11 protein-coding genes are annotated in these 12,844 nt (G+C 43.8%); 6 read left to right on the forward strand and 5 right to left on the reverse strand.

Annotated elements, in window-relative coordinates:
- Positions 1 to 20 precede the first annotated feature (20 nt).
- Both ACRRS1_RS12780 and ACRRS1_RS12785 read right to left on the reverse strand, forming a co-directional pair.
- Positions 21 to 2,021 (reverse strand): oxidoreductase, encoded by a 2,001-nt coding sequence (locus tag ACRRS1_RS12780; RefSeq protein WP_432452790.1) that lies wholly within the window; start codon positions 2,019 to 2,021, stop codon positions 21 to 23.
- Between the two features lie 380 nt (positions 2,022 to 2,401).
- A complete protein-coding gene (locus tag ACRRS1_RS12785) occupies positions 2,402 to 2,971 on the reverse strand; it encodes a TonB-dependent receptor (protein WP_432452789.1) in 570 nt (189 codons plus the stop codon).
- A 271-nt stretch (positions 2,972 to 3,242) separates the two neighbouring features.
- Here ACRRS1_RS12785 and ACRRS1_RS12790 point away from each other — a divergent pair, with 271 nt between their 5' ends.
- From ACRRS1_RS12790 to ACRRS1_RS12800, 3 genes are all read left to right on the forward strand, one after another.
- On the forward strand, positions 3,243 to 4,232 hold the full coding sequence (locus tag ACRRS1_RS12790; protein WP_432452788.1) for a DUF2333 family protein: 990 nt from the start codon (positions 3,243 to 3,245) through the stop codon (positions 4,230 to 4,232).
- 81 nt (positions 4,233 to 4,313) lie between these two features.
- Positions 4,314 to 4,607, forward strand: a complete 294-nt coding sequence (locus tag ACRRS1_RS12795) for a DUF1244 domain-containing protein (RefSeq protein ID WP_432452787.1) — start codon at positions 4,314 to 4,316, stop codon at positions 4,605 to 4,607.
- Positions 4,608 to 4,704: 97 nt separating this feature from the next.
- On the forward strand, positions 4,705 to 5,394 hold the full coding sequence (locus ACRRS1_RS12800) for a DUF2982 domain-containing protein (RefSeq protein ID WP_432452786.1): 690 nt from the start codon (positions 4,705 to 4,707) through the stop codon (positions 5,392 to 5,394).
- On the opposite strand, the gene lpxM is transcribed toward ACRRS1_RS12800, so the two are convergent.
- The 3 genes from lpxM to ACRRS1_RS12815 form a co-directional block, all read right to left on the reverse strand.
- Positions 5,391 to 6,338 (reverse strand): lauroyl-Kdo(2)-lipid IV(A) myristoyltransferase, encoded by a 948-nt coding sequence (gene lpxM / locus ACRRS1_RS12805; RefSeq protein ID WP_432459548.1) that lies wholly within the window; start codon positions 6,336 to 6,338, stop codon positions 5,391 to 5,393. The two genes, ACRRS1_RS12800 and lpxM, sit on opposite strands and share 4 nt — an antisense overlap.
- Positions 6,339 to 6,428: 90 nt before the next feature.
- Positions 6,429 to 6,758: an antibiotic biosynthesis monooxygenase family protein gene (locus ACRRS1_RS12810; protein ID WP_432452784.1), complete on the reverse strand. Its 330-nt coding sequence runs from the start codon at positions 6,756 to 6,758 to the stop codon at positions 6,429 to 6,431.
- An 81-nt stretch (positions 6,759 to 6,839) separates the two neighbouring features.
- The gene (locus ACRRS1_RS12815; protein ID WP_432452783.1) at positions 6,840 to 7,856 is read right to left on the reverse strand and encodes an adenosine deaminase; all 1,017 of its coding nucleotides are present in this window, start codon (positions 7,854 to 7,856) and stop codon (positions 6,840 to 6,842) included.
- Between the two features lie 749 nt (positions 7,857 to 8,605).
- On the opposite strand from ACRRS1_RS12815, the gene ACRRS1_RS12820 reads away from it, so the two are divergent.
- The 3 genes from ACRRS1_RS12820 to asnB all read left to right on the forward strand — a co-directional run bounded on the left by ACRRS1_RS12820 (position 8,606) and on the right by asnB (position 12,826).
- Positions 8,606 to 9,355, forward strand: coding sequence for an HAD-IIA family hydrolase (locus ACRRS1_RS12820; protein ID WP_432456174.1), 750 nt, complete (start codon positions 8,606 to 8,608; stop codon positions 9,353 to 9,355).
- 19 nt (positions 9,356 to 9,374) lie between these two features.
- A complete protein-coding gene (locus ACRRS1_RS12825; RefSeq protein WP_432467670.1) occupies positions 9,375 to 10,985 on the forward strand; it encodes a cation:proton antiporter domain-containing protein in 1,611 nt (536 codons plus the stop codon).
- A 176-nt stretch (positions 10,986 to 11,161) separates the two neighbouring features.
- On the forward strand, positions 11,162 to 12,826 hold the full coding sequence (gene asnB, locus ACRRS1_RS12830; RefSeq protein ID WP_432452781.1) for an asparagine synthase B: 1,665 nt from the start codon (positions 11,162 to 11,164) through the stop codon (positions 12,824 to 12,826).
- The last annotated feature ends 18 nt before the right edge of the window (positions 12,827 to 12,844 follow it).

A 12,844-nucleotide genomic window follows, 5' to 3' on the forward strand; every position in this document is an offset into this window, starting at 1 on the left:
CTCAAAAAGTAACATAGCCGCTATATGTTCCTTGCTACTTCATAAGCATCCCAGATCGCATACATAATATTTTGTACCTGCTTTGCATCCCCCAGCAAGTAGCTTTGCGGCAGCTCATTTCGCAAGGACTCGTAAAGATTACGTTGAGAATTATAACCAACCGCCAAAATCGCCGAATCCGCAGCCAGAACAGTTTCTTCACCATCGGAATTCTTCAATACAAAGCCTTGCTCAGTAGCCCCGGAAACCACGCAATTGGTCAGTAATTCGATATTCTTATAAGCCACTAAGTCCCGTAACATGTCTTCGTTCGCATGACATAATGGCCCTCCAATGGTGAGTATATCGCCTTGCATTTCCACCAATGAAACCTGCTTCCCTTGATCGGCCAACCATAAAGCCGTCTCACAACCAACTAGACCGCCGCCAATAATCAACGTCGATTGCCCCGGATCTTGATGACCAAGTAATACATCTTCAGCCGAATACACATTGGTTGCAGCATCAATTGCAAATGTTCTAGGTGTTGAACCGGTTGCAAAAATCACAACATCCGCATTTTGTTCAATAATCATCGCCTTACTTAATGGACTATTTAAATGCACATCTACTTTGAGATCTTGCAGCTCAGCTTGATACCAGTTTGCCAAATCATGATCATCTTCTTTAAAATCTGGTACCCCGCCCGGAATTAAGTTCCCGCCCAAACGCGATGCTTTTTCGTAAAGCTTAACCCGATGGCCGCGAAGAGCTGCAACCCGGGCCGCTTCGCAGCCCGCAGGGCCGCCGCCAACCACCAACACACTTTTTTGCTGATCGCTGTTCGTGATCGCATAGTCTAACTCTCGGCCACAGGCCGGATTTACCGCGCAGGAGATAACCGCATAGCTGGCCAATCGACCCATACATCCTTCTTGGCAAGAAAGACAAGGGCGCACCTTATTGAATTTATCGGCTCTAATTTTGTTGGGTATCTCTGAATCGGCTAGCAAAGGACGCCCTAAGGCAATAAAATCAGTTTGCCGTTCACGAATGGCTTGGCTTGCCAAATCAGGGTTTTCCATTCGCCCTGCCGTAATCACCGGCACCTGAAGTACTTCTTTCAAAATTTGATTATAAGGCAGGTATAAACCCTTCTCTTGGTACATTGGTGGATGTGCCCAATACCAAGAATCATAAGAGCCAACATCTCCGTTAAAAGCATCATAACCAGCGGCTTCTAAAATTTTAGCCGCTTCGATCCCTTCTTGAATATCTCGACCTTTTTCAACAAATTCTTCATTGGGTAAACCGCCCTTACACCAATCCTTAATAAAACTTTTGATGCTATAACGCAGTGACACCGGATAATCTGCCCCACACTCCGCCTTAATCGCTTGAACAATTTCAATCGCAAAACGAAGTCGGTTCTGCAAACTACCACCGTATTGATCAGTCCTTTGGTTAAAAAATGATATCGCGAACTGATCGAGTAGATAACCTTCATGGACCGCGTGAATTTCAATACCATCGAATCCGGCTTTTTTGGCTATTGCCGCCGACTCAGCAAATTTACCAACATAGCGATGAATTTCTTCTATGCTTAACTCCCGACACGTTACCTCGGGCAACCAACGATGTGGAATGGGTGATGGCCCTACCGCCGTATTTCCAACGATCGATGGAATACTCACACGACCGAAACCCGCCGATAACTGTAGAAATATTTTCGACCCATAAGCATGGATCCGCTCAGTCATCATCTTCGCGGTTTTGACAAAATTAAGCGGGTTTAAGGTGGGACAAGGCATGGAAGGTAAAGCGCATTTTTCTATTTCATTTTCAACCATGGTTACACCGGTAATAAGCAAGCCAGTACCGCCACGAGCCCGTTCTACGTAATATTCAACGCCTCTCTCATTAAACGAACCATCTGCGCTACATAAGCCTCCCGGCCCCATCGGCGCCATAACAAATCGATTTTTTATTTCTAAATTACCAATTTTAAAGGGTTCAAACAGGATCTTGTGATGTTCTTTCATGAGAAAGTTCCTCGAGTTAAAAAACAAAAGTGAACGCGTTCACCGAATGAGTTCACTATATATGTGTTCTTTGTTTTTTAATCATTATTTTTTGATTAACTGCAATAAGTTTGGAATAGATCAATAAACCATCGCCGGACTAAAAGCGTTTACAAAAAATTAGAGAGGAAAAGCGACACTGATCGCTGCTTTTAAGCAAGGGCAGCTTAGAACAAAGCCATGCCCTCGCATTGAAAATCTACATCCATTGCTGATTAGGCAAACAAAAAATACAATTTTAACTGTAAAAAACGCTCTCAAACGGTCGCATAAGAGTCACAGTGAGCCTCTTTCAACACATCGCTAGCGCGCTTAAACCCATGGACACATTGCTCGACTTACTATCCTCGATAACCGATGCCAAATACGCCGCCTTCACTTATTGCGTTGTAGCCAAGGCTAAAAATCAAATGACGGCTTGGCGCGTAGCGCAAGCCTAACTCTGCGCCCCATTTTTTTTCGATATCAGTTTGCCAAGTCGGCTGACAATCGCGACACATCGGCGTAATACCACTGGTATAGTGAATACTTCTTTCCAGCATGGCTCCACCGCCATAGATACTAAAATCGTGGCTTAGACTATAACTCAAGCCCAGCCTCAGCATTGTTGAGTCTTGCTGCGCCTCTGCTGGTTCACTCACAAGCAATGATTGTTGTTTCGACTTAGCATACCCAAAGTAGTAGCCCCAATTGGGATAAGCTCGGTCATAATGATTCAATGACAGCGTCACCCCCAACATCGGTTCGGAAACCTGCAAGTAATCGAGATAAACCGCCGACCAGGGCTGGTTTATGACTTCAATCGCTTGAGACTGAGCCATCGCAGGAGTCGTATTAGGCAGCACAACAAGCAATACCAGACCCCTTGTAATCAGTTTATTTAAAATACTGCTCTGAGAAGAAAACGCCAATATTTACACCTTTCATCAACAACATCCGTGTAAATATAAATGTCGATATATAAACCGATAATCGGTGAGTCGGTCAAATCAAAAAGTCATCAAAAATGGCACAAGCCTATACCTAGTCGCTAAATACATTTACAGTAGGCTAGTTACGGACAGGCTAGCCATTGATGCTGCATGAGTCGCGCTAATGCAGACCATAGTTTTATTTTAAGCTATTGATTAAATTCACGACTTGACTATGCTGAGAACATTAAATCAGCTTGAGGATGTCTCTATGTTTCAACTCACTGGCCGCAAGGTTATCGGTATTTTTCTGGTGATAGTCATCATCAATTATGTTTTTGCGGTAATTTGGAGTAGTGAGCCCGACCGTATCGACCTAAATAGCTACATGAAAGAGCAAGCACTGGCAAACAATGAACAAGTTGTGACGGGCTATGCGACATCAACCGCTTTGATATTTGTCGCTGAAACCTTATTAAATAAGTCGGGTGGCTACCTTAGCAACGACAAGATGCCACCGAGTGTTTTCATGGATAATATGCCCAGTTGGGAACTTGGCGCTTTAAACCAGATCCGCGATTTGTCACTGATCATGCGTAAAGATTTTAGCCGCTCTCAGGCTCAGTCAGAAGAACACCCTCAACTAAAAATCGCCCAACCAAAGTTTAATATCGATCATACTAGCTGGCAGTTTCCCAGTGCCGAAGGTGAGTACCAAGGTGCGATTAATGCCTTGCTCAAATATCGTAGCCAACTCGCAGACCCAAAAGATCCAAACGCTCAGTTCTATGCAAGAGCAGATAATCTGGTGAATTGGTTGAACGAAGTGCAGTCTCGTTTAGGCGGCATGTCACAAAAACTCTCAGCGTCAGTGGGTAGAGAGCGGATCAATACCAGCCTCGCTGGCGACGAAGGTGCCACTCAGTCTACGTTTGCGCCCTCAGAGTCTCGAGTCAAAACTTCTTGGTGGAAAATTGACGATGTATTTTACGAGGCGCGCGGTGAAGCTTGGGCCTTACTACATTTTTTCCAAGCGGTAGAAATCGATTTTAAAGGTGTATTGGAGAAGAAAAATGCCACCGTTGCGGTTCGCCAAATCGTTCGCGAGTTAGAAGCAACACAAGAGTCAGTATGGAGCCCAATGGTGCTAAACGGTACCGGTTTTGGTTTAGTGGCAAACCATTCGCTGGTCATGGCAAATTATGTGTCTCGTGCTAATGCCGCGATTATTAACCTAAATAACCTTCTCACGAAAGGCTAAGCCCTCTTCTAAGTAGAGCAGCGTTGCTTCACTGCTCTACTGCGTTTACACTTTGTTAACTTTTATTTTTTGGATAACATCATGGATAAACAACAAGCTATTGAAGCAGCCACCTTTCGTCAGCTACTGACTCATCTCGATCAGCATAAAGAAGTTCAAAATATTGAGTTAATGAATCTTGCCGATTTCTGTCGCAACTGCTTAGCCAAGTGGATGGTTGCGGCGGCCGAGGAACAAGGCGTGACTCTCGATTATTCCAGCGCTCAAGAAAAAGTCTACGGCATGCCTTATGCTCAATGGAAAGAGCATCATCAACAACCGGCTACCGAGGAACAACTGGCAATTTTTAACGCGAAACAAGCCGCAAAATCTTAGCCTCAACTGGAGCCCTATTAAAGAAGCCTATTGCAATGAACCGCGCTTAAGTTCGGTCCGTATATAAACAAACACAATTGTTCATTTGGTGACTTGAATGCCTAAATCGATCTTAATAAAAAGTAAGTTAGGCCATAATGCTAAGGCGCTAATTTTATTGGGTTCGTTATTGGTATTTGCGGCAATAGGCACTCTTTATGTACCAGCCGTGCTGGTTTCCTTAATCGCATCTATGTTGTTTTTTCTTGCCTATTTGGGCATTCGAGTGGGTCTCGCGAAGCTATTTCAACCCGTGTATTCAGTGGTATTATGTTACGACCACCTACAATTTCACCATCGTTACGGGGGATGGAGCCTTCCCTGGGGAAAGTTACAACGGATCGATATCCCTCGACTGCACGATGGGCTCAATTGGCAAGAGATGAATTATGTGGGATTGCGACTAACCGACCCTGACTATCTACTGGATACCTTATCGCCTCGCCTCGCCGCCCACCTACTCACCGAACAACGTAGCGCGCTACTTGCGTCTTTACGACGCAGCTGCGCCCATTGCCAAGACAGCCAGGTGAGTGAGCATCTAATTGAAGATGACTACTACAAATCGGCGAGTGGTAAGATTTACACTGGATTAACTGGCATGTTTGCCAATCGCATGAAAAAACTCAGAGAATTAACCGGCTACGATCTATTAGTCGACCAGAGTATTTTAGACCGTGAGGCGCAAGACTTTGTAGTACTGGTAAGACGTTATAAAAGCCAAGCCCTACAAAGTCGCGACGGTTAATACCTGGGTTGATCACTACCTTCCACAGTACGAAGTAACTTTAAGCTCCACATATATTGTTCTGGCGAGCGTTGAATGAGTTTTTCGACTTCTTGATTCATCCGTAAAGTATCATCGGCCACGTCAGCGCTGGGATAATCTTGCATGGGTGGGTGAATGTAAAGTTTCACCTTATGTCGTTCACTATCATAACCAGCATAAATCGGTATCACTTTAGCACCACTTAACTTAGCCATTTTACCAAGTACAGGTAGCGTAGCTTTTTGGGTCGCAAATAATGGCGTCATCAGGCTGGCGTCTGGACCAAAGTCTTCATCGGGGAGGTAAATACAGCCGTAACCAGCACGTACCGCTTTAATTAAGGTTTTAATTCCGGCATCACGTTCAAAAATTACGCCGCCAAAACGAGTCCGTTGTTTGGTCATCACCCAGTCAACAATGGGATCACCCGTTTTTTTAAACATGGTGCACATCTGATGACCGCGGGTACAAAAATAGGTCCCTAAAAAATCTACCGGGTAAGTATGCGGTAACAAAACAATGAAGCGCTCATTATTCGCCAACAAGGCTTGAATATGTTCTTCGCCATCGACCTCGATACGATTTTGCAAATATGCCTTTGAGCGAACGCTCATTTCACCAAAACCTAAAATCAATTGCGCAAAAATCTGCACATTTTTTTCCATCAATTGTTCGCGCGCTGGCGCGTCCATATCAGGAAAACAAAGCGCTAAATTGGTGTCAGCGATGGCACGACGTTTTTTCAGGGCTTTTAAATTAAAAATGCGTTTAGCGATGGCAATCGCGCAACGGTCTCGTAACTTAACGGGGACGAAGGCAAACAATAAAATAAGTCCGCCGAGCAGCCAAGTGCCCCAATATTTTGGGGCTAACCAAGACCAAGAAAAAGAAATGAAAAACGCTTGTGAATCAAACTTTGCCATATAGCTATTCGCGCAACCTTGAAGCTAATCGATACTGCGCGTCAGTTTACTTTGCTTCGCAACGAAAGCAAGTCAGCAAATTTGCTCTGCCTAAAATTTGGCATGATTTGTTTCAATACCCATCGCAACAAAATGGTCTAATTGTGGAGACATCAGCAAAGGCTCATCCTGCCACAAGATAGCTTCACGCATCTTGTCTCGAGCCTTAACAACATAGGATTCTGATTCTTTGGAACGCAACCAATGCTCCTTACTTGGCCACTGCGAATACGAGATCCAAGTCCCATCAGAGGCCTTATGTAAGCGCGAGCCCAAGGCACCACATTTATCGACATTAAAATGAATAATTTCCGACCAACCCTCTTTGAAAGATTGAATATGTTGTTCATCTAGTTTCCAACGAAACAATACAACAAACATTGGCACCCTCCTCTGTCACTTATTTATTCAATCAGCACATTCTCATACTATGGTGAAGACTAGTCAGAAAACTCAAGTGGGCTAAGCAAACTCTGCAACGCAGTTATCAATTAATTGCATTAATTCTAGTTTACGGCTTGGGGAAGCATAGCTCGCTTGCACCGCCGTTTTTGCAAGGTGGGTAATTTGAGCTTGCTTCCAATCAAAGGTTTCAGCGCAAGCTTGCATATTTTCCAACAAATAGCCGCCAAAATAAGCAGGGTCGTCGGAATTAATGGTAACCGCTAAACCGAGTTCAAGCATTTCAGGCAGAGGATGGTCGGCCAGCGCTTCAACAACTTTTAATTTAACGTTGCTAAATGGGCAAACCGTTAATGGCATCTTCGCCTCAACCAATTGTTGAACCAATTCAGCATCTTCTAAACAGCGAACCCCGTGGTCGATGCGCGACACATCCAGCAGCTGCCAAGCATCCTGAACATTACTCGCGGGGCCTTCTTCTCCCGCATGCGCTACCCGCTTTAAGCCCAATTGCTTCGCTTGCGCAAATACTCCTTTAAATTTTTCTGGAGGATGGCCTTGCTCACTAGAGTCCAGCCCGACACCAATAATATGTTGAAGATATGGTTTCGCCGCCTCTAGCGTCGCAATGGCTGATTCTTCAGATAAATGACGTAGAAAACACAATATATACTCACAGCTAATACCAAACTGCTGCTCCGCCGCTAGCTTCGCTGCCACCAAACCGTTAATCACAGTTCCAATATCAACGCCCCTATCGGTATGAGTTTGTGGATCGAAAAACACCTCGCAATGCGCCACGTTATCTCGCTGACATGTTTCGAAATAAGCCCAAGCCAAATCAAAAAAATCTTGCTCCGTTTGTAATACATCAGCACCTTGGTAATACAGATCGAGAAATTCTTGAAGATTATTAAAGTTATATGCCTGCTTTAAGGCATCAACCGACGCATAGGGCAAGCGCATATTATTTCGTTCGGCTAAGGCAAACATCAGCTCTGGTTCTAAACTGCCTTCAATATGCAGGTGTAACTCTACTTTCGGGATTTTTTTAATCAACTCAGAACGATTCAACATCTAATGACTCCTTTTTGCCTAGCTTAACAAATCTTTCCAAGCTGTGAACTAACAAACCGTTTCACATCTGTCGGCTAAGCACCTAAATAACTATCAGGCAGTTAAATAAAAACTGGTTTTATTTGATTGATTTTATTGAAAATATAAATGCAGCATGGGTCTCTCACCAGAAACCAATTGAGAAATAACTTGTTTACCGCAATTAATCTTACAAACCAAAACCCGGCTTCTCTAGCGAAGGCCCGACTAGAGAGTCAACTTCCAAGCAATCGTTCAAGCAATGGCTTAGAGGATAGTTCTCAAGCAAATCGTCTTTCTTCATCTCTTTTGATCGAGTGGGAGTTGGAGTAGCTAAAGTTTGGTATGTATTGTTTAAACAGACCTCAGTAGCGCAACAGACATCGTTATATCGAAGTGATTTAAGATCGGCCCCACCGCCAGCACTTAAGCAACATCAACATCGATTCGCCTCCCAAATTAAAAATGTCAGACCTTGTTCAATCCACGTAAGCTTAAATAAACGTTGCGGCGGAGCCACTTTTGTTAAGCCACAGAAGATTAGTTTCCTAGACGCTCTGCAAAATAAGAGCCCTGATGGGCTGCTTGAATTTATCGCATCTCTCTTATCCCGGCAAACACTGGCCCAATATAAGCTCACAAATATTTAACATTAGTGATTTTTAGCTAGCCCTAAGCTAGCCCCCTAAGTTACTCTGAATCATAGATAATATTGCTAATGAGAGATGATGATGAGCAAAGCAGTTATTTGCGACATTGATGGTGTACTACTGCACGATAACCAACTAATCGAAGGTGCGAAAGCCTTTATCGAACGCTTACTCGCACAAAAAACTAAACTAGTTATTTTAACTAACTATCCAGCGCAAACTCCGCAAGACTTACAGAACCGTTTCCAAACCGCAGGGGTCGAAATACCCGAGAACTGTTTTTACACCTCTGCGATGGCAACCGCAGACTTTTTGAAAAGACAAGAAGGTAACAAAGCCTATGTGGTTGGTGAAGGGGCCTTAATTCATGAACTGTATAGTGCAGGTTTTACCATCACCGATATCAATCCGGATTTCGTAGTGGTCGGTGAAACCAAAAATTACAATTGGAATATGATTCAACATGCCGCCAAATTTGTCGCCGACGGCGCGCAGTTTATCGCCACCAATCCAGATACCCATGGACCCAATTTAACACCCGCCTGTGGCGCGCTGTGTGCTCCCATTGAACGCATGACCGGACGCCAGCCTTTTGTTGTGGGTAAACCCAGTGCCTGGATTATTCGAGCAGCCTTAAATAAAATGGGCGCTCATGCTGAAGAAACTATGATTATCGGTGATAATTTACGTACCGATATTTTGGCTGGGTTTCAAGCTGGCCTCGAAACGATTTTGGTCTTATCGGGAGTGAGCACTGAGCAAGATATTGATGTGGTGCCCTTTAGACCGAATTATATTTTCCCAAACGTTGCCGCCATCGACATCCTATAAAACGATAATTAAGGTATAAATGGATATTTCTTTACTTATCACGATTACTTTTTTGGCGGGCTTTATCGCCCACCTAGCACATTTACCACCACTAATTGGTTTTTTGGCGGCTGGTTTTATATTGCATAATATGGGTTTTGAACAAAATGAACTCATTTCGACCTGTGCTGATTTAGGGGTTACTCTGCTACTCTTTACAGTCGGTCTCAAACTCGATATTAAAACTCTCTTCAGACGTGAAGTTTGGGGCACCGCAAGCGCTCACATGCTAAGTAATATCGCGATATTTGTTGGCTTATTATCGGCTATAAGATGGCTCGGGATCACGAGTATTAGTGAACTCTCAAATACTGGTATTTTGGTATTAGCTTTCGCGCTGTGTTTTTCCAGTACCGTGTTTGCGGTAAAAGTACTGGAAGCCAAAAGTGAAATGAACGCACTCTACGGCCGTGTTGCGATTGGTATTCTGATTATGCAGGATATCTTTGCGGTGATTTTTTTGGCCGCTACCACCGGTAAAGTCCCAACCTTGTATGCACCGCTATTACTATTACTGCTACCACTACGGCCGGTGTTATACAAACTTCTCAATCGCGTCGGTCATGGTGAGCTGCAGCTGGTTCTTGGTTTTTTTCTAACCTTTGTATTAGGTGCTAAATTATTTGATCTAGTCGGATTAAAAGCTGATTTAGGCGCTCTTATTATTGGCATGTTACTGGCTGGCCATCCAGCCGCCAGCGGTATGGCGAAAGCACTATTTAGCTTTAAAGAGCTGTTTCTGGTTGCGTTTTTCTTATCAATTGGACTATCCAGTGAGCTTAGTTTTGAATCCCTCTATATCGCATTATTTATCGTGCTAATGCTGGTATTAAAATCGGCGTTTTATTTACTATATTTACTACTATTTCGATTACGCTCGCGAACCTCGTTTCTCGGTGCAATGAGTTTGGCAAACTATAGCGAGTTTGGCCTGATTGTGATCGCCGTGGCGGTCCACAAGCAATGGTTAGATAGTTCATGGATGGCAACCCTCGCCTTGGCCGTCAGCATGAGCTTCTTAATCGCGGCCCCAATTTATAAAAATGCTGATATTATCTATCAGCTATTTCGACCTTGTCTGAAACGACTACAACGCACAAAATTGCACTTAGAAGACCAACCGATTGAGCTTGGTCAAATGCAAGTGGTCATCTTGGGCATGGGCCGGATTGGTGAAGGTGCCTACGATATGTTGCAACAACACTACCCTGATTTAGTATTAGGTATCGATACCGACTTGGAAAAAATTGAACATCAAATCGAAAGTGGTCGCGCGGTAATACAAGGGGACGCCACCGATTCAGACTTTTGGGAAAAATTAGCCCCCTCCCAAGACTTAAAGTTAGTTCTTCTTGCAATGCCTCATCACCACGGGAATCAGTACGCATTAAAACAACTTAAAAAGGGCTCTTTTACCGGTAAAATTGCCGCAATAGCCCAGTTTGCAGACGATGCTGAAAAACTAAAGCATCTCGGCGCCGATGAAGTATTCAACTTATATAACGAAGCTGGAGCGGGCTTTGCAGAGCACGTTCAATCACAACTCATTAATGATAATAAATCAGTAGAGCAAGACCCAAAAAGTAGCTAGAGATATGTAAAAACGGACAGTTTGTTACAATTTCGTTGTTTTCAGGCTTTTTTTAGCAAAAAAACTGATTCAGGGCTTGCAATAATTTCTGATATTGGCAAATTGAGAGCAATATTTGAGTAAATGGCGAAGCACCATTCACTCGAGGGTAAACACAAAGTAGTTAAGGGAAGAGTATGTGTTCCATATTTGGAGTTCTAGATATAAAATCTGATCTCAGTGTATTGCGTAAGCAAGCACTTGAGATGTCAAAACGTTTACGCCACCGTGGCCCCGACTGGTCAGGTATTTACACATCAAAAAATGCCATCTTAGTGCATGAGCGTTTATCTATTGTTGACGTAAATACTGGCGCACAACCTCTCTACAATCCCGAGAAAACTCACGCGCTTGCCGTTAATGGCGAGATCTACAATCACAAAGATCTTAAAACTCAACTCAATGTCGATTTTGAATTTCAGACCGAGTCCGATTGTGAAATCATTTTGGCCTTATACAAAGAAAAAGGGGTTGAGTTTTTAGATGACTTAAACGGTATCTTTGGTTTTTGTTTGTATGATGCAGAACAAGACGCTTACCTAATTGGTCGCGATCATATTGGGATTATCCCCCTATATACGGGCTACGACGAGCACGGTAACTTTTACGTAGCCTCAGAAATGAAAGCACTGACACCGATTTGTAAAACCGTCAGCGAATTCCCTCCAGGCCATTACTTGTATAGCAAAAACGGCGAGCCCGTTAAATACTACAAACGCGACTGGATGGACTACAGCAATGTAGAAAACAACGATGCCAGTGTAGAAGATCTAAAAGTAGCCTTAGAAGCGGCGGTGAAGCGCCAGTTAATGTGTGACGTTCCATATGGCGTATTACTTTCTGGCGGTCTGGATTCTTCGGTTATCTCTGCGATTACCAAAATGTACGCTGATAAGCGTATTGAAGATAACGATAACTCTGAAGCTTGGTGGCCACAACTACACTCCTTCGCGGTTGGCCTTGTCGGTTCTCCCGATCTTATCGCCGCACAAAAAGTAGCCACACATTTAGGCACCGTTCACCATGAAATTCATTTCACGGTTCAAGAAGGTATCGATGCGCTACAAGACGTTATCTACCATCTAGAAACTTATGATGTCACCACTATTCGCGCATCAACTCCAATGTACTTAATGGCACGTAAGATTAAAGCCATGGGTATTAAAATGGTATTGTCTGGCGAAGGTGCCGACGAGATCTTCGGTGGCTATCTGTATTTCCATAAAGCGCCCAATGACCAAGAGTTCCACGAGGAAACGCTGCGTAAACTTGAAAAGTTACATATGTTCGATTGTAACCGAGCCAACAAGTCTCTTGCCGCTTGGGGCATTGAAGGCCGTGTTCCCTTTCTAGACAAAGAGTTTATGGATGTGGCAATGCGCATTAATCCAAAAGCCAAAATGTGTGCTGGTGACAAGATTGAGAAGCATATTCTACGTGAAGCTTTTGAAGGTTATTTACCCGCAGAAGTCGCTTGGCGTCAAAAAGAACAGTTCTCTGATGGTGTTGGTTACTCTTGGATTGACAGTTTAAAAGAGCTGGTTGAGTTAGAAGTGTCGGATAAAGAGTTAGAGAATGCGGCCTTCCGTTTTCCAATTAATACACCCGATACTAAAGAAGCCTACTTCTACCGTTGTATCTTTGAAGAACACTTCCCACAGGACTCTGCAGCAGAATGTGTGCCCCATGGTAAGTCTGTAGCCTGTTCAACGGCTGAAGCGATTGCTTGGGATGCAAGCTTCGCGAATAATGCCGATCCTTCAGGTCGTGCGGTACTCTCGGTACACAACGAAGCTTACTAAGCTGTTTTAGACTTTAAT

This window comes from Agarivorans sp. Z349TD_8, from assembly GCF_050870825.2.
Lineage (GTDB): Bacteria > Pseudomonadota > Gammaproteobacteria > Enterobacterales > Celerinatantimonadaceae > Agarivorans.